20 protein-coding genes and 1 tRNA gene are annotated in these 21,057 nt (G+C 43.0%); 12 read left to right on the top strand and 9 right to left on the bottom strand.

What is annotated here, in order from left to right:
* The first annotated feature begins 12 nt into the window (after positions 1-12).
* The 6 genes from INP83_RS03625 to INP83_RS03600 all read left to right on the top strand — a co-directional run bounded on the left by INP83_RS03625 (position 13) and on the right by INP83_RS03600 (position 3,828).
* Positions 13-426, top strand: coding sequence for a DUF4199 domain-containing protein (locus tag INP83_RS03625; RefSeq protein ID WP_146269488.1), 414 nt, complete (start codon positions 13-15; stop codon positions 424-426).
* 40 nt (positions 427-466) lie between these two features.
* A complete protein-coding gene (locus INP83_RS03620) occupies positions 467-709 on the top strand; it encodes a DUF2752 domain-containing protein (RefSeq protein WP_255563247.1) in 243 nt (80 codons plus the stop codon).
* A 144-nt stretch (positions 710-853) separates the two neighbouring features.
* Positions 854-1,219: a TM2 domain-containing protein gene (locus INP83_RS03615; RefSeq protein WP_146269489.1), complete on the top strand. Its 366-nt coding sequence runs from the start codon at positions 854-856 to the stop codon at positions 1,217-1,219.
* A gap of 386 nt (positions 1,220-1,605) precedes the next feature.
* Positions 1,606-2,703, top strand: a complete 1,098-nt coding sequence (locus tag INP83_RS03610; RefSeq protein ID WP_219126337.1) for a Nif3-like dinuclear metal center hexameric protein — start codon at positions 1,606-1,608, stop codon at positions 2,701-2,703.
* The gene (locus tag INP83_RS03605; protein ID WP_146269491.1) at positions 2,703-3,446 is read left to right on the top strand and encodes a zinc ribbon domain-containing protein; all 744 of its coding nucleotides are present in this window, start codon (positions 2,703-2,705) and stop codon (positions 3,444-3,446) included. The genes INP83_RS03610 and INP83_RS03605 overlap by 1 nt, the downstream gene beginning before the upstream one ends.
* Positions 3,447-3,597: 151 nt before the next feature.
* Positions 3,598-3,828 (top strand): hypothetical protein, encoded by a 231-nt coding sequence (locus tag INP83_RS03600; RefSeq protein WP_219126336.1) that lies wholly within the window; start codon positions 3,598-3,600, stop codon positions 3,826-3,828.
* Positions 3,829-3,859: 31 nt separating this feature from the next.
* Here INP83_RS03600 and INP83_RS03595 read toward each other — a convergent pair whose 3' ends face one another.
* Positions 3,860-4,474, bottom strand: coding sequence for a phosphoglycerate mutase family protein (locus INP83_RS03595; RefSeq protein WP_219126335.1), 615 nt, complete (start codon positions 4,472-4,474; stop codon positions 3,860-3,862).
* A gap of 55 nt (positions 4,475-4,529) precedes the next feature.
* Here INP83_RS03595 and INP83_RS03590 point away from each other — a divergent pair, with 55 nt between their 5' ends.
* Positions 4,530-5,549 carry a YihY/virulence factor BrkB family protein gene (locus INP83_RS03590; RefSeq protein WP_219126334.1) on the top strand — a complete coding sequence of 340 codons (1,020 nt, stop codon included), beginning with the start codon at positions 4,530-4,532 and terminating at the stop codon, positions 5,547-5,549.
* Between the two features lie 79 nt (positions 5,550-5,628).
* On the opposite strand, the gene INP83_RS03585 is transcribed toward INP83_RS03590, so the two are convergent.
* Positions 5,629-5,799, bottom strand: a complete 171-nt coding sequence (locus tag INP83_RS03585) for a hypothetical protein (RefSeq protein WP_219126333.1) — start codon at positions 5,797-5,799, stop codon at positions 5,629-5,631.
* Between the two features lie 10 nt (positions 5,800-5,809).
* On the opposite strand from INP83_RS03585, the gene INP83_RS03580 reads away from it, so the two are divergent.
* Together INP83_RS03580 and INP83_RS03575 are read left to right on the top strand one after the other, a co-directional pair.
* Entirely contained in the window at positions 5,810-6,880 is a 1,071-nt protein-coding gene (locus INP83_RS03580; RefSeq protein WP_219126332.1) for an aspartyl protease family protein, read from the top strand.
* Positions 6,881-6,968: 88 nt separating this feature from the next.
* Positions 6,969-9,584, top strand: coding sequence for a zinc-dependent metalloprotease (locus INP83_RS03575; protein WP_219126331.1), 2,616 nt, complete (start codon positions 6,969-6,971; stop codon positions 9,582-9,584).
* Between the two features lie 62 nt (positions 9,585-9,646).
* Here the strand turns inward: INP83_RS03575 and INP83_RS03570 are convergent, their stop codons facing one another.
* The 4 genes from INP83_RS03570 to INP83_RS03555 all read right to left on the bottom strand — a co-directional run bounded on the left by INP83_RS03570 (position 9,647) and on the right by INP83_RS03555 (position 12,749).
* Complete coding sequence (locus INP83_RS03570) at positions 9,647-9,919, bottom strand: hypothetical protein (RefSeq protein WP_146269497.1); 273 nt, start codon at positions 9,917-9,919, stop codon at positions 9,647-9,649.
* Positions 9,920-10,070: 151 nt separating this feature from the next.
* Entirely contained in the window at positions 10,071-10,604 is a 534-nt protein-coding gene (locus tag INP83_RS03565; RefSeq protein WP_219126330.1) for a hypothetical protein, read from the bottom strand.
* A gap of 135 nt (positions 10,605-10,739) precedes the next feature.
* The gene (locus tag INP83_RS03560; protein WP_219126329.1) at positions 10,740-12,473 is read right to left on the bottom strand and encodes a S41 family peptidase; all 1,734 of its coding nucleotides are present in this window, start codon (positions 12,471-12,473) and stop codon (positions 10,740-10,742) included.
* A 60-nt stretch (positions 12,474-12,533) separates the two neighbouring features.
* Positions 12,534-12,749: a hypothetical protein gene (locus tag INP83_RS03555; RefSeq protein WP_146269500.1), complete on the bottom strand. Its 216-nt coding sequence runs from the start codon at positions 12,747-12,749 to the stop codon at positions 12,534-12,536.
* A 179-nt stretch (positions 12,750-12,928) separates the two neighbouring features.
* Between INP83_RS03555 and INP83_RS03550 the strand changes: the two genes are divergently transcribed.
* Entirely contained in the window at positions 12,929-13,516 is a 588-nt protein-coding gene (locus tag INP83_RS03550; RefSeq protein WP_146269501.1) for a porin family protein, read from the top strand.
* Between the two features lie 366 nt (positions 13,517-13,882).
* Here the strand turns inward: INP83_RS03550 and INP83_RS03545 are convergent.
* A tRNA-Asp gene (locus INP83_RS03545) sits at positions 13,883-13,994 on the bottom strand.
* Between the two features lie 152 nt (positions 13,995-14,146).
* Here INP83_RS03545 and INP83_RS03540 point away from each other — a divergent pair.
* On the top strand, positions 14,147-14,623 hold the full coding sequence (locus tag INP83_RS03540; protein ID WP_146269502.1) for an Lrp/AsnC ligand binding domain-containing protein: 477 nt from the start codon (positions 14,147-14,149) through the stop codon (positions 14,621-14,623).
* 55 nt (positions 14,624-14,678) lie between these two features.
* On the opposite strand, the gene INP83_RS03535 is transcribed toward INP83_RS03540, so the two are convergent.
* Positions 14,679-15,335 carry a metal-dependent transcriptional regulator gene (locus tag INP83_RS03535; RefSeq protein WP_146269503.1) on the bottom strand — a complete coding sequence of 219 codons (657 nt, stop codon included), beginning with the start codon at positions 15,333-15,335 and terminating at the stop codon, positions 14,679-14,681.
* 155 nt (positions 15,336-15,490) lie between these two features.
* Between INP83_RS03535 and INP83_RS03530 the strand changes: the two genes are divergently transcribed.
* Positions 15,491-17,914 (top strand): TonB-dependent receptor, encoded by a 2,424-nt coding sequence (locus INP83_RS03530; RefSeq protein ID WP_255563246.1) that lies wholly within the window; start codon positions 15,491-15,493, stop codon positions 17,912-17,914.
* A gap of 189 nt (positions 17,915-18,103) precedes the next feature.
* Here INP83_RS03530 and infB read toward each other — a convergent pair whose 3' ends face one another.
* A complete protein-coding gene (gene infB, locus INP83_RS03525; protein WP_219126327.1) occupies positions 18,104-21,025 on the bottom strand; it encodes a translation initiation factor IF-2 in 2,922 nt (973 codons plus the stop codon).
* Positions 21,026-21,057 lie beyond the last annotated feature (32 nt).

Here is a 21,057-nt window from a genome sequence, read left to right as displayed (position 1 = left end):
ACCTTTACAGAGATGAAGAACTCAGTTATATTTGGGATACTTATCGGGATTTTGAGCATTGCATGGCTGTTTATAATGCGCAGTGCAGGGTATAACCTCACTGAAAGCAAGGCCGCACCTATTGAATATGTATCCGGGCTGATACCGCTTATCGGCTTATTTTTTGGGGTAAAGAGATTTAGGGACGGTGAGCTTAAAGGAAACATGGGCTTTTTAGAAGCGCTTATCCAAAGCTTTAAGATATTATTGGTAGGCGGAGCTATAGCCGTTTTCGGTGGCATTTTGTTTATCAATATAAATAATAGCGGCAACGATACCAGTTTTCAAAGCTTTAGCGGCCGTATTTTTGGTGCCCTGCTTGTTGGTGTAATAGAGGCTTTTGCGGTATCTTTGTTACTTACAACAAAATCTAACAGGGTTGATTAAACGGCTGTTTAACAGATACGCAGAATTAACAATATGGACTGTGGCTTTGGTTTGCCTGGCGTTTACTAACCCGGCAAGTCAGGGCCATTTTAGTTTATGCCCCTTTAAAGCCATAGGTTTAACATGGTGCCCGGGTTGTGGACTTGGACATGCTATATCCTATTTATTTCATGGCGATATCAGATCGTCGTTTCATGCCCATTGGCTGGGTATCCCTGTGGTTTTAGCGCTGTTCTACAGGATAGTTGTATTACTGAACACACGCCATTACAGGTTTAATTAAGGTCGGTAAAAAACATCCACTCTTTTTCGCCGAACATTTTGCTCCGCTTACCGAGGGTTTAAGTGTTGCCGCCTATTTTGTATAGGCTCATTTTTGTAGCGATATTACCTTTACATCATCAATCACAAACTAAAAGTAAAAGTCATGAACACTTACAACCCATATATGTCATTACCGGGCATCACAAATGAAGAGATGACAGTTTTGCACCAGGCAACAAAAGATCTTAACGATCAGCAAAAAGAAAGTTTTTACATGATCTACTCAGGCAGGCGCAAAAGCCCTCAGGATGTCTTAATATTCACCCTGGTAGGTTTCTTAGGCATTGCCGGTGTACAGCGCTTTATGCTGGGCCAAACCGTTATGGGCTTGCTTTACTTTTTCACCGGTGGCTTTTGTTTAATAGGAACCATTGTTGACCTGATAAACCACCGTTCATTAGCCAATGAATACAACCAAAAAATGGCTTATGAAAGCTACCAGATCGTTAAAATGGGCATCGGTTATTAATACATAGAGTTTAAATATAAATCAACGTAAATCCTAAAACAATGAAAACTAACAATAAACAAACACACAAACTGGTAACAAAATTTGACAAAGAGCTAATGAACATTTTGCTTGGCGACCTTAAGAAAGTTAAAAAGCAAAACGCATAAGCCACCCTATATCTACCACAACCTATCCAATTTTAAAAGGCCGAAACAGCTGTAAGAATTGGGAGCCCGCCGTAAATTGACGTCGACTACGGACCACCCGAAGAAAATATTACTACTGTTTTGGTCTTTTTTTGGCCTCTCCCCAACCCCTCTCCAAAGGAGAGGGACTTTTTAAATTCTCGCCTTTAGGGGGAGATTAAGAAGGGCTAAACCTGAAATTTGCTACCTTAGTAAACTATGAAACTTTCACAGCTTACTGCTTACCTCGAAACGCTTGCTCCCCTGTCTTACCAGGAAGAATATGATAACAGCGGCCTTATTGTAGGCTATCCCGATCAGGAGATCAGCCAGGCATTAGTGTCTCTTGATTGTACAGAGGCTGTAGTTGACGAGGCAATAGCAACGGGCTCCCAGCTCATCATATCGCACCATCCGATAGTTTTTAAAGGGCTTAAAAAATTTAACGGTAAAACCTATGCAGAACGTGTTGTAGAAAAAGCCATCCGCCATGATATTGCCTTGTATGCCATTCATACCAACCTGGATAACGTTATGACAGGCGTTAACGCCAGGATCTGCGAAACTTTAGGCTTGGTGAATACGCGCATACTTGCACCAAAACATAATCTGTTAAAAAAGCTGGTTACTTATGTGCCTGTTGCCCAGGCAGAGCAGGTGCGTAAAGCACTTTTCCATGCAGGAGCGGGCAACATTGGTAATTACAGCGAAGTAAGTTTCAATGCAGAGGGTGTAGGCACTTTTAAAGCGGGGGAGGGTAGTGTGCCTTACGTTGGAGAGATAGGTGCCCGCCACCATGAAGAAGAAGTGAGAATAGAGTCTATTTACCCGGCCAACCTGGAAAGCAAAATCATTATGGCGCTGGTATTGGCACATCCGTATGAGGAGGTTGCGTACGACTTGTACAACTTAACTAACCAGCACCAGCAAATTGGTAGTGGCATGATAGGCGAATTAGAAATAGCCGTTGATGAGCTGGACTTTTTAGGCGAAGTTAAAGCAGCAATGGATTGTAAGGTGATAAAACACACCGCCTTACGCAATCGGCAGGTAAAAAAAGTTGCTGTTTGCGGAGGCTCAGGCGGGTTTTTACTTAAAAATGCAATATCTGCCGGTGCCGACGTTTTTATTACAGCGGATTACAAATATCACGAGTTTTTTGATGCCGAGGGAAAAATTGTGATCGCAGACATCGGACATTTTGAAAGTGAGCAATTTACGCAGCAACTATTGTGCGAAATTATTCAGAAAAAATTTAGTAACTTTGCCATCCGTTTAACAAAAGTGAATACAAACCCCGTCAAATATTTTATTTAATGGAACAAACTATAGAACAAAAGCTTAAAGCTTTATACGAACTGCAAACCGTCCACACCAAAATTGACAGGATACGCCAGGTAAGAGGTGAACTGCCTATGGAGGTTGCTGATCTTGAGGATGATGTTGCCGGTTTGGAAACCCGCATCCAGAAAATAAAAAACGAACTTGACGATCTTGAGGACGAAATTGTTACCCGCAAAAACCTGATCAAAGATTCGCAGGCTAACATTAAAAAATACGAAGCACAACTTAACGAGGTTAAAAATAACCGCGAGTACGATGCTATCTCTAAAGAAATTGAAATTCAAGGTCTTGACATACAAGTAAGCGAAAAGAAAATTCGCGAGTATGGTTATGAGATCGCTTCAAAAACTACAATTTTTGAAAAAGCACAGGCTGATCTTGACGCTCGCCGCGCCGACCTTGATGCAAAGAAAGAAGAGTTAGGTACTATTACTGCCGAAACTGAGAAAGAAGAAAGCGAATTAACTGCTGCCGCTGAAAAAGCGCAACAGAACATTGAAGAGCGTTTGTTAACTGCCTACAGCCGCCTGCGTAAAAACGCCAAAAACGGGTTGGCGGTAGTTACCATTCAGCGCGATTCTTGTTCTGGCTGTTTCAACCAGATTCCGCCTCAGCGCCAGTCTGATATCCGTCAGCGCAAGAAGATCATTGTTTGCGAGCATTGCGGCCGCATCCTTGTAGACGAAGTAATGGCTTTAGAAGAAGAACAAGCATAAGCTAACCAAGCTTTAAGCATATTAAAAGCCTCCTTTTAGGGGGCTTTTTTGTTGCCTTACAGAACCAGCATTGAGCCTCAAGGACTTAGTTTTTAAATAGATTTTCGTGGTTCGTTATAAAATTTAACTTTACAACAGAGAAGAATTGTGTATGGGATTACCGCTACGAATAACATTTAATGATCGGGACTACGTTTACCAGATCATCAACAGCAACTTGATTAATAAGAATACAACAGAGCTTGAGCTGATGCTCAATGGTGAAAAGTTGCACCTCATTAAAGAGAACAATGTTTGGAAACTTCGCGAACCCGAATCTGCTTTAGACCCTGAATTTGTGCAGGCACTTGGCAGGTCGGTATCATTAAGGATGAGGATGTAAAGCAAATCTTCACTGTATCATTTAATGCGTCCTAATAATTTGTAAAAGGGCGTATATTCTCCGGGTGACTTATTTCCGGCAGGTATTTTTCCGGGATCTCATTCTCATGGTGTTTTTGGCCATAGTAATCCAGGTCAAGCTCCGTATCGCCGTTTTCTTTAATGGTCACAGTGTACAACATATCGTAATCTTGTTCACTAACGGCAGCAAAAGGCGTGTCGGCACCTAATGCGCTCAACAACGGCATCAAAGAGTTGGCATCAGCAATTATCAAAACATTACTTCCCTGAAAATTTTTGAGCAAAGCCTTTGCAAGGTATTTTATGCCTGCGCTGTCTGCTTCATAAACCCTTGGTAATATCCGTGCTTTAACAGCTAACGGCCGGGCGGTTAAACCGCTGCTTTTAAGCTTTGTAACGTAAATAGCTTTTATGTGTTTCCCTTTTAGTTTTTTGGCTAATTCGCCTGCCCGCTGCTGCCCGGTTTGGCTTAAAGCAGGGTCATCTGCTTTGGGCAAAGTATCCGGGGTTTCTGCATGCCGCACCAAATAAATGGTTGTTTTTTGAGCCGAGGCACTAAAATTGCTTATTACAAGGCAAAGTAAAAGCACTCCAAAAAAGTGTACAGGCCTTATCGCGTTTTTCATACTTGTATGTTAAATAGGTACATGCAGTGTATAACAAATATATCTGAATTTTGACATGAAAGTTTTTAGTAAAGAATATTTCAAACAACTTTGGAAAGTAATCTTAGCTACCTTTAGTGGTTTCTCTGATGATAATGGGTTAAAACTAAGCGCATCTTTAGCGTACTATACGATTTTTTCGCTTGCTCCGCTTATTTTATTGATATTGTCTTTAGCCGGTATATTTTTAAAAGACCCCAGCTATCGCCAGGATTTTTATGATCAAATTCAACAATACATAGGAAAGGACGGTATACAGCAGATCCAAAAAACTATTCAATCTCAGGATATTACCGGGAAAAGCGGTATTGGCCTTGTGATCAGTATAGCAACGTTGCTGCTGGGTGCCAGTAGTATCTTTGTAGAGATACAAGATTCGCTGAATACCATATGGCGTGTAAAAGCCAAACCAAAAAGGGGCTGGGTAAAACTGCTTAAAAACAGGTTTTTATCATTTTCTCTAATAGTGAGTTTAGGCTTTTTGTTGCTTGCGTCTTTGTTGGTGAACATTGTTATCAGTGCTATAAGCGACAAACTGGTGGCCTATTTACCCAGGTTATTAGGTAAAGATATTGCCAACGTTGTTGGCGAAACGTTTATTTTCGCTGTCAATTTCGGGATCACTCTCCTGGTTATTTCCGTGCTTTTTGCCATCATATTTAAAGTTTTGCCTGATGTTAAGATCAAGTGGAAAGATGTGCGTTCGGGCGCTATTTTTACAGCCATATTATTCATCATTGGCCAATATATTATTAGCCTTTATATTCAATTTACTGCACAAGGTTCTATTTACGGCACTGCAGGCTCTATTATCGTTATCCTGGTTTGGATATACTATACAGCTGCCATCTTATACATTGGTGCAGAATTTACTCAAGTGTATGCCGAAGCAAAAGGTAGCCGAATTGAACCTGCAGAATATGCGGTTGTTATTCAACAAACCGAGGTTGAGCGGAGATTAAATACAATACCTGTTCAAAATCCCGAGCTACAGGGAAAACTTAAATGCGATACTGAAGAGGAAGACAAAAAATAGATTTTTCTCCTAAATGTTGAAGCCGACATAACGCTAAGAGGCAATGTTTAATTTACAAATTTTAAATGTAGATTTAGCATTACCAATTATTACCAGTGTTAGCCGGGAGAGCCATAAGTGTTTGCATAAAGGCCCTTTTTATTACTGCCTTGCTCTCGTGTGCTTTTACGTTTGCAAGTGCCCAATACTTCACACTTGAACCCGGGAGGAAAAAAGTAAGCGTGCCCTTTAAGATGATACGCAATGCCATAATCGTTAAGATGCGCATTAACAACAAAGGGCCATTTAACTTTATACTGGATACAGGTGTGGGTCTGATGATCATTACAGACCATACCTTAATTGATACGCTTAATATTATACCATCCCGTTTCATCCGTTTAAATGGATTGGGGGATGCAGATGCGTCTGAGGCTATAATTACCCAAGCCTTAAATATCGGGATAGACGGCCTGGTAAGTAACGGTGTTGCTGCCGCGATCTTGAAGACCGACTTGTTTGATCTATCGGGGCATATTGGTATGCCAATTCACGGCTTGCTTGGTTACGAATTTTTTAATTCACTGGGCGTTAACATCAATTTTAACGACAGCCTTTTAACCGTTTACAGGCCCAACGAGCTGAAACCGCTAAAGCGAAGCCAAAAGATACCCATTACCATAGAGGAACATAAACCATACCTGCAAACCTATGTTACCATGCCTGATGGAACGGCGGTTTTTAACAAATTTGTAATCGACCTTGGGGCGGGGCATCCTATCTCGATAGAGAATATGATCAAAAAATATGGTCTGCCCAAAAATGCCTTCCCTGCAAATTTAGGGATAGCGTTAAACGGGCCGATATCCGGCTACTTAAGCCGCATAAAAGGCGTCGAATTAGGTAAATATAAACTTAAGAATGTCATCACAGCTTTCCCCTCAGCCGATTATCAATCAAGGTCTGTTGTGGCCCGGGATGGCAATATTGGCATGGACATCTTAAAAAAGTTCAATATCGGGTTAGACTATACTAATGGTTACATGTATATAAAACCCAGTAAAACATTCGGCGCCCCGTTTGAACATGATATGAGCGGGATAGAATATTACTTAGCCGGAAAAGATCTTTCACGTGTAGTAGTTTCTCGGGTAGCTCCAAAGTCGGCAGCTGATGATATTGGCATGCTGGCAGGTGACGAGATCCTCTCGATAAATTTTAAACCGGTAGCCAGGATGACGACCGAAGAAATAGATAATTTTTTTAAAACTCCGGGTAAAAGTTTGCTGCTCGAAGTTTTTCACGACGGGCGCCGTGATAGGGTGGTTATCAATCTTCGCCGCCAGTTTTAATATTTGGCTTTAGTAATAAATATGTTGCGCTTAATATCTGAATAAATAGATATTTTTACTCTTTACTAAAACCCTAATTAATTAAAACATGACCACCTCTCTGCGTTTAAAAACGTATGTACGGGTAGCAGCTATCGCGGCGGCGGCATTGGCATCATCATGTGCCACAAAAAAGCAGGCCGGTAGCACTGTTACCTTAAAAACTACTACAACCCCAGGCGGTAGCGCTACAGCAACTGCAACCGTTGGTGCCGGTAAAAAAGAAGGCATCAAAAAATTCAGCGATCTTGTTGGTAAAACTAAAGGCGATACAGGCCTTTTCACCACTTACAAAGTAGATGGTAAGTATTACTTTGAGATACCTGATAGCCTTTTAAACCGCGAAATGCTGGTGGTAACCCGCTTTGTAAAAACGCCGGTTGGTTTAAAATCATTTGGCCAGCAGTATGGTGGCGAAGAAGTTAACGATCAGGTTTGGAAATGGCAGCGCCATGATAAACAGGTATTTGTGCGTGTGCCAAGCTACTCTGTACGGGCTGATAGCACATCAGACATGTACCAATCTGTAAAAAACTCAAATCTTGATGCTGTTCTGGCTGCCTTTGACATCAAAGCGTACAACAAAGACACTACTGGTGTTTTGATTGACGTTACCGATTTCTACAACGGAGATATCGCTGCCATCAGCGCTCCGGATGCAATAAAAAAACAGTACAAATTAGCCGGTATAGATAACAGCCGTTCTTACATCGATACAGTAAAGAGCTTCCCTATAAATCTTGAGGTTCGTACACTTAAAACCTTCCGTGCAGGCGAATCGCCGACAGATAATAGCAATGCAGCGTTAACTTTTGAGTTCAATACTTCTATGCTGCTGTTGCCTAAAACGCCGATGAAAGCGCGGTTAAATGATTCACGCATCGGCTACTTTGGGCAGCGGCAGGTTGACTACGGCACCGATGCTCAAAAAGCTGAGGTTACCGCATATATCCACCGATGGAAACTTGAGCCAAAAGATGAGGCCGCATACGCCCGTGGCGAATTGGTTGAACCTAAGAAACAGATAGTTTACTACATTGATCCGGCTACGCCGAAGAAATGGGTGCCATATCTAATTGCAGGCATAAATGATTGGAACAAAGCTTTTGAAGCCGCAGGTTTTAAAAATGCCATAGTTGGTAAAGAAGCTCCAACAGCAAAAGAAGATCCCGAGTTTAGCACAGAAGACGCGCGCTACAGCGTGGTCCGCTATTTTGCATCTGATGTGCAGAATGCTTACGGGCCGCACATTTCAGACCCGCGCACCGGCGAGATACTGGAAAGCCACGTAGGCTGGTACCATAACGTAATGAGCCTGCTACGTAACTGGTTCTTCATCCAAACCGCAGCGGTTAACCCTAACGTACGCATGGCTAAATTTACTGATGCACAAATGGGCGAACTGATCCGCTTTGTGTCATCACACGAAATAGGCCATACGCTTGGCTTGCCACATAACTTTGGATCGAGCTATGCTTACCCGGTTGATTCTTTGCGCTCTAAAACCTTTACTGCTAAACACGGTACAGCGCCATCTATTATGGACTATGCGCGCTTTAATTACATTGCCCAACCAGGCGATGGCGTAACACACCTGTACCCGCAAATTGGCGAGTACGACTTATGGTCCATCAAATGGGGTTACAGCTACTTCCCGGGCAATAAAACAGCACAGCAGGAAAAGGAAACGCTTGATACCTGGACTAAGGCTAAAGCAGGTAACCCACTTTATTACTATGGCCGCCAGGGTACATCTATCGATCCGCGCCTGCAAAACGAGGATCTGGGTGATAACGCTATGAAAGCAAGCAACTACGGTATTGCTAACCTAAAACGCATATTGCCAAACATTGAGAAATGGACCTACCAAAAAGGCGAAGAGTATGATGATGTTGAGACATTATACAACGAAGTTATTGGCCAGTACAATCGTTACATTGGTCACGTAACTACAAACATAGGCGGCATGAACGAAAACTTTAAAACCTACGATCAGAAAGGTCCGGTTTATGGGTTCGTCAATAAAAACCTGCAGCACGATGCGGTCATGTTCTTAGACCAGCAGGTATTTACCACACCAACCTGGCTGGTAAACCGCGAGGAGCTTGGTAAATTTGATAACGGTGTAACCTTAAATCGCATTAAGGCGGTGCAGGTAAACGCTGTTGCTAATGTGCTTAACCCTTCACGTTTGGCGCGTATGTATGATAACCAATCAAAGAATGGCTTAAATGCTTACACCGTAAATAACCTGTTTGATGACCTGCGTACAGGTATATTCGGTAAAGTAAAACCGGATGAGTTTAAACGTAACCTGCAACGCAGCTATGTAGATAACCTTAAAAATCTGCTTAATGATGATGCAAGTCGTAGCTTCCCGGGTGTAACGCCGGCACAACTTGCTAATATGGGGATGACGCCTATAAATATTGCCTTATCAGATATCAGGCCTATGGTTCGTGTAGAGTTGGCAAAGATAAGCAAGAGCCTGCCTGCTGGTGGAGATGCGCTTACTGCAGCACATTATGCAGATCTGCGTTTGCGTATTAAAGAGGCACTTAACCCAACGCGCCCCGTGGTAAATATGTCTGCCAGTATGCCGGGCCGTTTAACAGACGATGCCGCACCTAAGCAGGATAACAACTGCTGGCCACAAACGTGGTAAATGCAGATGCTTAAATTAAAGAAAGCCGCCATGTTTATACTGGCGGCTTTCTTTTTACACATCTATTTTAACTGACTTATATTGTCGAAAAAAGCAGTCTGAAGATCGAGCAGGGTTTTAACATTCATTTTCTCTCCATACATATCAAAGCACAGAAACCTGGCCTTTGAATGGTCGTTATCTTTTTCCCTTTCAAAAAAATTAAAGGTTTCAAAGAAATAATGATTGGTTGTCACTTTACTCTTTCCGCTCGTTTGTGATGCATTGAGCCTGAAGCCGATAGCATCCATCCACTTATGCACACGTGCATGCAGCGTTCCTTTCAAATTATCCATAGGTTAAATGTTTTTGTCTTTCAACGAAAATCCGTGCCAAAGGTTGTATAATTTGACAAACCTTTTTAAACAAAAGTTAGTACCTGCAGTGTAAAAGTTAAGGGTTGCCATAACAGGCAACCCTTAATTCTTTTATATAACTTTCAATAAATTAATGTCCGTGCTTGCGGTCTTTTTCATATCGTTTTACATCTTTACGATATTCTTTGTAATCCTTACGGGCGTCTTTTCTATCGCGTTGTATCTCTTTGTGATAGGCCTGCTTTTCTTTATTGGCCATCCAATGATCGCGATATTTTACATCCCTGCTATCACGAATGATCGACTGTCCGCCACGGCCACGGTAACCCGCATACTTGGTACGGTACACATTGTCGCGTAACCAGGGCTGGCGTTCGTTTATTACCACCTTATAGCCATTGTACAGATTATAGTTTCTATATCTTACCGGTAAAGAGGTCCTTCGAACCCACGAGTTGTTTTCATAATAAACGTACTGGTGGGCGGGAACATCATAATAAGCACCAACGTCAGGCAGGTAGTAGTAATCTACATGGTCGTATCCAACAGGGCCCCAATCGGGCTGGCTGCCTATGTTAATGTTTAAACTTATCTGTGCTTTTGCGTCTTGTTTGTATGCTGCGCAGCTCAAAAATATCGCTGCTGCTAAAATCATCTTTTTCATATCTGTAAAGGTTTTGTAGATATGACTTAACGCTAAATAAACGGTTTAGTTTGTAGCATCGATGTTACAACACCATTTAACAACAAAAAGGGGTAACGTGTTATACGCCACCCCTTTATAAAGCACTTTATTCTTTTAGTCGTTGTCTTCCTTCTCCTTTTTACCGGTCATTGCCAACACTGGTTTACCTATCACTTTAAAGCTCCCTTCACCTTTTAGGATAGATGCCAATTGGGTTTTGCTTTGCATGGTTTTTACAGCTTCTGACAACTCTTTATCGTATTTAAAGTTGGCTTCGTAACGGCCTTTTTCATAAGCATAGCGGGATGATATCTCGTTTTCCAGCACCTGCTTTATCTCATCCTTATGCATCTGCAGGTCGCTTTGTTTGTTGCTTGCCATCTTGGCTTTCAAAGCATCATACTCTGCCTGTATCTGGGTAAACTGTTTTTCTTTTGTAGCTTCAGTTTTAAGATTGTTTAATATCTTTTCAGATACCGGGGTGTAAGTGTAATTTTTGCCTTGCAGGTATTTGGTGAAATCTGCATAATCAGCATCCGTCAGCCTGAAAGTTTTTGGATCAATTGGCTGCGGGTGAGCGGTGCGATATAAGGTTGCATAATCAAAAATATATAACTTGCTTATCAGTGTTGAGGTGATGTTAGCAAAGCGCTCCTGCTTTACCGGGATATCCGGATAGATACCGCTTCCATCATAAACAGAACGGCCATTACGGGTCTTAAACTCGTGGATGGATGAGTCTGCTACCTTGATCACACTACCATCGTCTTTACGGTGGGCATAATCAAGTTCCTGCACACATCTGCCGGATGGAATGTAGTACTTTGCAACTGTGATCTTAACCAAGCTATTGTAAGGAAGGTTAAACGTTTGCTGCACCAGGCCTTTGCCATAACTGCGCTGACCGATCACAATAGCCCTATCCAGGTCTTGTAATGCTCCTGCCGTGATCTCTGATGCTGAAGCCGAGCGACCGTTGACCAATACCACGAGAGGTAAATTAGGTTCCATTGGCGTAGCCACGGTATTGTAGCTGAAATTTTTCTCTCTGATCTTTCCTTTTTGCGACACTACCAGTACATCTTTTGCTACGAAAAGATTGACAATTTTTACAGCTTCCTGTAAGATACCGCCACCGTTTGAACGAAGATCGAGAATAATGCCGTTGGGATTGTTCTTTTTAAGCGCTACTAATGCTGTGGTTACTTCATCGGCAGAGTTCTCTAAAAACTTATTCAGTTTAATGTAGCCCATATTGCCGTAAACCATGCCGTAATAAACTACGTTTGGCTGTTTTATCTCATCTCTTACAATGTTTTTAACAACGGGCGCTTCTTCACCGCGTTTTAGTAAAAGCTTTACAGCAGCTCCTTTTGAGCCTTTTAGCAAGGTGCTTATCTGATCGTTGGTTTTGCCGGCAAGGTCAATGTCATTGATCTTAAGCAACTGATCACCCTGGCGTATATCTGCTTTCTGCGCAGCAAATCCCTCAAAAATATCTGAGATAAATACTTTGTTATCCCTCAGAAAAATCCCTGCACCTATGCCGCCGTACTGCGTGCTAACGTAGTGTAATTTGTAATCCTCTACTTCAGATTCGGGTACAAACTCGGTGTATGGGTCAAGGCCATCAAGCATGGCGTCAACACCTGTTTTTACCAGCTTGGCCGAGTTGATGTCATCTACGTAATTAAGGTTTACCTCTTTATATACCGATGCAAATACATCAAGGTTCTTTGATATCTGAAAGAGATCGTCCTGAAAGCTCCATAGCCCTATAGCTAAGCCTAAGGCACCCACACAAAGCGCAGGTTTTTTTAATCGATTTAATGTACGTTCTTCCTTCATAGGTAAGCGCTTGAACCCTAATATATAAAAAGCCGCCCGAATTTTTACTATAAACTGTTTTTACAGCCTGTTAGTATCAATATTTACAAGCGCTTTTTTCAAAGTGAAGACCACGTACTCCCTGTCGCGGTTCACCAGTTCTGCTATGCGGTTTATCAGGCTGTCTTCCTGACCTGCGGTATATTGTAGTTCTTCGTCGGTAAGGTGATTGTATTTTCGCTGAAGCTTTATTTTAACGCGCTTCCAGTCCTTATCGCTTATAGTGATCTCTGCCATAAAAAGAATTTGTTGAAGCAAAAATATAAAAAACGCACCGCTTAACGTTTAAGATGTTGCATCGCGTTAAACTTTTAACATAAATGCATATCAAAACGTTTTACCAATAACCAATTATGCTCTACGTACAGGTTAGATTACCTAAGCAATGGCATAAGCGGTAATTAAAACTAACAACTATGAAAAAGTACCTTTTAAGTTTTGCTATTATTTTAGCAGCGGCGTTTAGCGCCAAAGCCCAATTCTCGCTGGGCGCAAAAGCAGGCATCAATTTTTCAAAGATCAACGCCGATAATGTAAGTGAATCATCAGTAACGGGCTACCAGGTAGGGGCCTTTGCGCGTTTTGGCAGCAAGTTGTATTTACAGCCCGAGCTTTACCTGGGCAGCAGCGGTGGTAAATTTGATTTTAACAATAACAACGGCACAACTACCGCAAACGGTAAAGTAACCTTCACATCCCTTAACTTACCGCTATTGGTAGGTAAAGGCTGGGGCGGTGACAACCTTAATTTTAGGGTGATGGCAGGCCCCGTTTACAGCTACCTGCTTGATAAAAACCAGAGTTTTAGCGATAACGTGAGTGGTGCGTATAACGATTTTGGTGATTATAAGAAAAGCACATTGGGTTTCCAGGCTGGTGCGGGTATCGATATTGGGCATATCACAGCTGATTTTAGATATGAAGGTGGCCTTACCAAGATAAACCAAAACTTTGGCCAGCGCCAAAACCTGTGGGCTTTGAGTGTAGGCTTTAAGTTTTTTTAAATGATCTGTGTCCTATTGTATATTGAGCAAAGCCGCGGCATAATCTGTCGCGGCTTTATTGTTTTGTTACTTCAATTATGTCATTAATAACTTAATTGAATGCTTTTAGAAATCTTCTTATAAAAGTAAAGCTCCTGATGGGCAGGAGCTTTTACTAACCAATTATAAACCTAAATTATGAGAAGAGCTGTAGGAGAAGGGGTCGAACCTTCAAGGAGTGGTTATTCTTATTGCTAAGAGTTTCCCATTATTCTCCGCCACCGGGACAAGGAGGTGTGTCTGCCAAAAATTTCACCATCCTACAGGATAATATTAATTCAAAAGTTTAAAGTCAAAATTCAAAACTTTGTACTTTCTTATTAATAGCTGTTGGGGAAGGGTTCGAACCTTCAAGGAGTAGTTAGCCCGCTTCGGGTTTCCTATGCTCTCCGCCACCGGGACAAGGAGGTGTGTCTGCCAAAAATTTCACCACCCAACAATGTTTTTTATTTTAAAGTACGGTCGGCAACTGTCAATTGCTTAATACAAAAGTAACGGACATGTCTTTTCCTTGCAAATATTTCAACAAAATATTTTTATTTTTAGTTTTATTTTAATTAAACTTGTCTATAAATAAAGATATTTAAAATTATGCCTCACAGGAAACCTCAAAATTTAGAAATTGATAATCTGGATATACAGATTTTATCCATCTTAATGAAGAATGCTACCACTCCTTATACAGAAATTGCTAAAGAACTGATCGTTTCTGGTGGTACCATCCATGTTCGCATGAAGAAATTAGAGGAGATGGGAGTGATAAAGGGAGCAAGTCTTGAGGTTAATCCGCAAAAACTTGGTTACGATGTTACCGCTTTCCTGGGCATATTTCTTGAAAAAGGTTCTCAATACAACGATGCAGTGGCACAACTGAAGAAGATACCGGAAATTGTTGAATTGCATTACACCACCGGCAGCTGGAGCATATTTGCGAAAATTGTTTGTCATGATACCAACCACCTGCGCGAGGTGTTGAATGAGCAGATCCAAAGCGTATCCGGTATACAACGTACCGAAACTTTCATCTCTTTGGAAGAAAGCATTAAGCGCCAGATAAGTTTAGATTAAGTATACAGGTTTCCTATACAAAAAAGCCATGGTCAGTCGCCATGGCTTTTTCCGTTTACATATCTATCAACAGGCTCTCTCCAAATTTTTGGGAAACTGTCTTAGGCTCTTCTCCATTAATACTGATCACCAGCGAATTATCAAAGGTGATTTTTTCCAGCAGTTGTATTTTGGTGCCTATATTGATGCTAAGCTTCTGTAGGTATTGTAAGAATTGACTTGTAGTATCCCTAACGGCTACAACACGGCAACTGCCGCCAACTTTTACATCAGCCAGGGTGGTAGAGTAGCGTTTGGCCATTTTTCCGTTTGCCTTTGGAATAGGGTCCCCATGAGGGTCATATTCCGGGAAGCCCAAAAATTTATCCAGTCTATCGGCAAGTGTTGCATCTTTTATATGTTCAAGATCTTCGGCTATATCATGTATCTCGTCCCAATGATATCCCAGCTTCTCCAGCAGGAACACCTCCCATAACCGGTGTCGGCGAACGATCATGGTTGCATCTTTCTGGCCCTGAGCGGTTAATTCAACGCCTTTCTTTTTGTCGTAGCTGATCAGTTGTTTATCGGTAAGCTTTCTTATCATGTCTACAACCGATGCCGGGTTATTGCCCAGTGCATCTGCAATTGCCGTAGGTGATATCTTCTGTCCCTTGTCCTGCCAAAGGCGATAAATGCATTTTAAATAGTTCTCTTCTGAAAGGGTGTTCATTTTTTTATCTGCTTATACAAACATAAACAATTAGTTACAGTTATAAATAAAATTAGCCTTACCTAATTTTATTTATTTAACATATTAAATTTAATATATATGTTTGTTCAAAATATAATTCGATGCATTATTTAATAATTTTGTCTTCATTCTTAATGTCTGCCACTACTTACGCACAAAACGGCGTGTTAACGGGAACAATTTCTGCTTCCGGCAATCCGCTTGCTTATGCTTCAGTCAGCCTGCGAGGAACGTCCTATGGCTGCACTACAGATCAGTATGGCATATTTAAGCTGGCTGGCATAAAGCCCGGCGAATACGTAATGGTATGCTCAAGCATTGGTTATTTTGCAAAGCACATCCGGGTAAAAATATCAGGCGATACCGTTATCCAAAACGCCGAATTGCAAGAGGGAAGCTCAAAGCTCAGCGAGGTGATTGTTACCGGTGTATCGCGCGCTACCGAGCTCCGCAGCAATCCCGTTCCCATTGCGGTTATCACCAGAAAAGAAATACAGCAAATCATAAACACCAACATCATAGATGCGATTACCAAAGGCGTGCCCGGCGTAACGGCCGTAACTACCGGGCCCAACATATCTAAGCCATTTATCAGGGGATTGGGATACAACAGGGTGCTTACCTTATACGATGGTATACGCCAGGAAGGCCAGCAATGGGGCGATGAACACGGTATTGAGGTTGACCAATATGCCATGGCCCGCGCCGAAGTGATTAAAGGGCCTGCAAGTTTAACTTATGGGTCGGATGCACTGGCGGGTGTGATCAACTTGATTCCATATGTGCCTGCCGGAGAGAACGGCAAACTTAGCGGCGACTGGACGACGGAATACCATACCAACAACGGCCTTATAGCATCCTCGCTTGGCTTAGCCTACAAAAAAAATGACTGGAAGTACGCATTTAGGGCAACCGGCAAAACAGCTCATAACTATTATAATAAGGTAGACGGCTACGTTTACAATACCGCTTACCAGGAAAATATCTTTTCGGGCATGGCAAGGATTGATAAACCCTGGGGGTATTCGCAGTTCAGTGCTGCAGCTTATAATAACAAGCAGGAAATACCTGATGGTAGCCGCGACTCGCTTACCCGCAGGTTTACGGTACAGGTAGCAGAGGGGGCAAATGACGATATTAAGAACCGCCCTTTTGCGCCTGTTAAATGGCTTACCTCATACGGTATTACGCCTTTGCACCAGCATATACAACATTATCGTATATATAATAAAACAGAGATAAAAGCCGGCAGCGGCATCTTTTCAACTTCGTTGGGCTGGCAGCAAAGCGTTCGTCGCGAATATAACCATCCAACGCAGCCAGAGCAGCCAGGATTATATGTAACGCTAAATACCATTAATTACGATTTTCGCTACAGTCCGCAGGTCTGGCATGGTTGGGAAACATCTTTCGGCGTTAACGGCATCTATCAAAACAATGCCAGCAAGGATGCAACAGATTTTCCCATCCCCGATTATGGGTTATTTGATATCGGAGCCTTCGCCTTCGCAAAGAAAACATTTGGCAGAGTAGATATCTCCGGGGGGATCCGTTACGATACCCGCCACATTAACTGGGATGATTTTTATGTGGGATTAAACCCCACTAACGGTTTTGAGCAAAAGGTATCGGCCAGTGACCGGGCTGGGAAATTGCAGTTTCCTGCATTTAGCCATAATTATTACGGCATCTCCGGCAGTTTAGGGTGTACCTATAACATTAGTGAACGCGTGCTGTTGAAGGCAAATATTGCACGGGGCTACCGTGCACCAAATATTACCGAGATAGGCAGTAATGGCCTCGACCCCGGTGCACATATTGTTTATCTGGGTAACCGAAACTTTAAGCCGGAGTTTAGCCTGCAGAAGGACCTTGGCTTTATTGCCTACTTAAAAGACGCAGACCTTGCGCTGGAAGTGTTTAACAACAACATAGAGAATTACATTTACCAATCGCGCTTGAATGATGAGAACGGAAACCCGGTAATCATCGTCCCCGGCAATACCACTTACCAGTACCAGCAATCAAAAGCGCGTTTATATGGTGCAGAATTTACATTTAATCTGCATCCGCAATCTACAAAATGGGTTGAGTTTGACAATAGCCTGGCTTATGTAATTGGGTTGAATAAAAACCAAAAGCTTATTGAACAAAGTAACGGCGCAGCTAAGTATGTCCCCTTCATTCCTCCGTTCCACTGGCAGTCTGATCTTAAATTTAAATGGAATGCCAGTTTGGGATGGTTCTCCAAATTCTGGTTAAGAACAGGATTAGATTTTTTCGCGGCGCAAAACCGTTTCTACGCCTTAAACGATACCGAAACGCCCACCCCTGGATATACCTTAGCACATGCAGGTGTGGGTTCAACTATCAAACGAAAATCAGGTAAACCGATATTCGAGTTATTTATCCAGGCAGATAATCTGTTTGATGTGGCTTATCAATCTAACCTTAACCGTTTAAAATATTTTGAATATTACACTGCTTCACCCAATGGCCGGTCGGGAATCTACAATATGGGAAGGAATGTGAGTTTTAAGGTAGTGTTTACGCTTTAGATGTATCAAAATGTCATTGCGAGGAGGTTGCCACGCTATCGCTCGCAATGACATAGTTTGTTGACACGAGCCTGCGCGATTATCATCCGCCAATTGGCGGATGTAGCGAGGGAATTTGAAAGGCAAAAAAAATTTAAACAAAAAAGGACGGCTGTTTAGCCGTCCTTTCCATTTATCTGTTAACCCAGCTTATGCCAGTTTACGTTTTACTTCTACGTTTTCGTACGCCTCAACTATGTCACCTACTTCAATGTTGTTGTAGTTGGCAATGTTCAAACCACACTCGTAACCTTGCTTAACTTCTTTAACATCGTCTTTGAAACGTTTCAATGAAGCCAGCTCACCGGTATGTACTACCACACCATCGCGGATAATACGGATCTTGCTATTACGGTTGATCTGTCCATCTAACACCATACAACCTGCAATGGTACCTACCTTGCTGATCTTGAATGTCTCACGGATCTCAACGTTAGCAACGATCTTCTCTTCAAACGTTGGTGCAAGCATACCTTCCATCGCCGCTTTGATCTCGTTGATCGCGTCGTAGATGATAGAGTACAACCTGATGTCGATCTGTTCCTGCTCGGCCAGTTTACGCGCATTTTGTGATGGGCGAACCTGGAAACCGATGATGATCGCATCTGATGCTGATGCCAGCAACACGTCCGACTCGGAGATCTGGCCAACTGCTTTGGAGATGATATTAACCTGTATCTGTTCTGTAGATAGTTTCAGCAATGAATCTGATAACGCTTCGATTGAACCATCCACGTCACCCTTAACAATAACGTTAAGTTCTTTAAAGTTACCCACAGCCAAACGACGACCGATCTCATCCAGCGTGATATGTTTCTGCGTACGCAGGCCTTGTTCACGTTGTAATTGAAGGCGTTTGTTAGCTATCTCACGTGCTTCCGGTTCGCTGTCAAGTGCGTTGAACCTGTCGCCCGCGGTTGGTGCGCCCTGCATACCCAATACCTGTACCGGTGTTGATGGACCCGCAGATTCTACACGCTGGCCACGTTCGTTGGTTAAAGCCTTAACACGGCCGCTGTAGCAACCTGCTAATATAGGGTCGCCCACTTTTAAACGGCCGGCCTGTACCAATACAGTGGTAACAATACCGCGGCCTTTATCTAAGGCTGCTTCAATTACGGTACCAACGGCACGTTTGTTAGGGTTGGCTTTTAGCTCTAACAACTCTGCTTCAAGCAATACTTTCTCTAACAGCAAGTCGATATTTAAACCGCTTTTAGCAGATATCTCTTGTGTTTGATATTTACCACCCCATTCTTCAACCAGGATATTCATACCAGACAACTGCTCGCGCACTTTATCGGCATTGGCACCCGGTTTATCAATTTTGTTGAATGCAAAGATAATAGGTGCGCCTGCGGCCTGCGCGTGGTTTATAGCCTCGCGGGTTTGCGGCATCACGCTGTCATCAGCAGCAATCACAATAATTACAATATCCGTAACCTGTGCACCACGTGCACGCATAGCGGTAAACGCTTCGTGGCCCGGTGTATCCAGGAAGGTGATCTTTCCTTTATTCTCCGGCAGGGTTACCTCATAAGCACCGATGTGCTGGGTTATACCACCTGCCTCGCCACCAATAACATTGGTTTTGCGAATAAAGTCAAGCAATGATGTTTTACCGTGGTCAACGTGGCCCATGATGGTCACGATAGGAGAGCGCGGAACCAGGTCTTCCGGATCATCCGGTTGATCAAGGTTGGCTTCTTCGTCCTGTGGTTTCACAAACTCAACCTGGTAGCCAAACTCATCAGCAACAATGCTCAGAGTTTCTGCATCCAAACGCTGGTTGATAGACACGAACATACCTAGACTCATACAAGTACCAATGATCTGCGTAACCGGAACATCCATCATTGATGCTAACTCGTTTGCCGTAACAAACTCGGTAACCTTCAATATTTTCGATTGAAGCTCCTGTTCCATTGCCAGTTCTTCAGCAGTTGCAGCTACGTCGTCACGTTTTTGGCGACGGAACTTAGCGCGCTGTGAGAACTTACCAGACTTACCTGCACCACTTAAGCGTGCAAGGGTTGCCTTAATTTGGTCTTGTATATCCTTTTCTGAAGGTTCTTCTTTTGGTGTTGAAGGCGGTGCATTCCTGTTATTCCTAAAATCGGGACGGTTAGCGTTGCCACCACCTTGCGGTTGCGGCGGCCTGTTCCTGAAATCGGGACGATTTGGATTGATGGTGCCGCTAAGCGGTTGCTGTTGGTTACCACCACCTTCTTTACGCTTACGTTTGCGTTTTTGATCGGCGTTGCTTTGAGCATTGGATGACGATGCCACCGGGCCGCCACGTTTTGGCTGCTCAACCGGCAATTGTATCTTACCAATGATCTTAGGGCCCGAAAGGCGCTCAGCATTGGCACGGATCACTTCATCATCTTCAGCAACTTCTGCAACAGGTGCTTCTGCAGGCGTCTCGGCTACGGCAACTGGTGCAGGTTCAGGCGCTTTTGGTTTCTCAACCTCAATGGCCTTCTCAACAACAGGTGCAGGGGCGGGTTCAGCTGCTTGTGGCTTCTCAACCTCCGGTGCTTTCTCAGCAACAGGTGCAGCAGGAGCTTCCGGAGCCTGTTCAACAACGGGCTCGGGCTTTGTTTCCGGGGCAGGCTTCGCAGCCGGCTTGTTCAAATTATCAAGGTCAATCTTACCAACTACCTTAACGCCCGGTAACGCCTCGTTACGTTCTTCGGCTTTCTCCTCTGCAGGGGCTGCCGTTTTTGGCTTTTCAGCCGGCGTCGAAGTAAACTGGCCTGCATTTTTGATCAGTATCTCTTCGTTCTCAAAATCACGGTTGCGGCGCTGCTCTGCAGGGCGCTGCTCGGGAGCCGCAGGGGCCTCCTCCTTCCTGATCTTTCCGATACTGATCTGTTTGGCCTCCTCCTTAATAACTTTATCAGCAGCAAATTCCTTCAATAGCACGTTGTACATTTCGCCGTCTAACTTGGCCATAGGTTGCTTTTCTACTTTGTAACCTTTTGACCCAAGAAAGTCGACAATGGTACCCATACCAATGTTAAGTTCCTTTACCGCTTTAATTAATTTTATGGATTTGTCTTCTGACATTTATTAAATTTTCTCTCTAATTATCGCAAAAA

This window comes from Mucilaginibacter sp. 21P (assembly GCF_019331605.1).
Taxonomy (GTDB): Bacteria; Bacteroidota; Bacteroidia; order Sphingobacteriales; family Sphingobacteriaceae; genus Mucilaginibacter; species Mucilaginibacter achroorhodeus.
Note: the sequence above shows the minus strand (reverse complement) of the source record. Positions and strands in the feature narration are given on the sequence as shown.

Bases quoted from the DNA above. Each gene is read 5' to 3' on its own strand.
- INP83_RS03625 (WP_146269488.1), top strand. From the start codon at position 13: ATGAAGAACTCAGTTATATTTGGGATACTTATCGGGATTTTGAGCATT.
- INP83_RS03615 (WP_146269489.1), top strand. From the start codon at position 854: ATGAACACTTACAACCCATATATGTCATTACCGGGCATCACAAATGAA.
- INP83_RS03610 (WP_219126337.1), top strand. From the start codon at position 1,606: ATGAAACTTTCACAGCTTACTGCTTACCTCGAAACGCTTGCTCCCCTG.
- INP83_RS03605 (WP_146269491.1), top strand. From the start codon at position 2,703: ATGGAACAAACTATAGAACAAAAGCTTAAAGCTTTATACGAACTGCAA.
- INP83_RS03600 (WP_219126336.1), top strand. From the start codon at position 3,598: ATGGGATTACCGCTACGAATAACATTTAATGATCGGGACTACGTTTAC.
- INP83_RS03595 (WP_219126335.1), bottom strand. From the start codon at position 4,474: ATGAAAAACGCGATAAGGCCTGTACACTTTTTTGGAGTGCTTTTACTT.
- INP83_RS03590 (WP_219126334.1), top strand. From the start codon at position 4,530: ATGAAAGTTTTTAGTAAAGAATATTTCAAACAACTTTGGAAAGTAATC.
- INP83_RS03585 (WP_219126333.1), bottom strand. From the start codon at position 5,799: ATGGCATTGCGTATCATCTTAAAGGGCACGCTTACTTTTTTCCTCCCG.
- INP83_RS03580 (WP_219126332.1), top strand. From the start codon at position 5,810: ATGCGCATTAACAACAAAGGGCCATTTAACTTTATACTGGATACAGGT.
- INP83_RS03575 (WP_219126331.1), top strand. From the start codon at position 6,969: ATGACCACCTCTCTGCGTTTAAAAACGTATGTACGGGTAGCAGCTATC.
- INP83_RS03570 (WP_146269497.1), bottom strand. From the start codon at position 9,919: ATGGATAATTTGAAAGGAACGCTGCATGCACGTGTGCATAAGTGGATG.
- INP83_RS03565 (WP_219126330.1), bottom strand. From the start codon at position 10,604: ATGAAAAAGATGATTTTAGCAGCAGCGATATTTTTGAGCTGCGCAGCA.
- INP83_RS03560 (WP_219126329.1), bottom strand. From the start codon at position 12,473: ATGAAGGAAGAACGTACATTAAATCGATTAAAAAAACCTGCGCTTTGT.
- INP83_RS03555 (WP_146269500.1), bottom strand. From the start codon at position 12,749: ATGGCAGAGATCACTATAAGCGATAAGGACTGGAAGCGCGTTAAAATA.
- INP83_RS03550 (WP_146269501.1), top strand. From the start codon at position 12,929: ATGAAAAAGTACCTTTTAAGTTTTGCTATTATTTTAGCAGCGGCGTTT.
- INP83_RS03540 (WP_146269502.1), top strand. From the start codon at position 14,147: ATGCCTCACAGGAAACCTCAAAATTTAGAAATTGATAATCTGGATATA.
- INP83_RS03535 (WP_146269503.1), bottom strand. From the start codon at position 15,335: ATGAACACCCTTTCAGAAGAGAACTATTTAAAATGCATTTATCGCCTT.
- INP83_RS03530 (WP_255563246.1), top strand. From the start codon at position 15,491: ATGTCTGCCACTACTTACGCACAAAACGGCGTGTTAACGGGAACAATT.
- infB (WP_219126327.1), bottom strand. From the start codon at position 21,025: ATGTCAGAAGACAAATCCATAAAATTAATTAAAGCGGTAAAGGAACTT.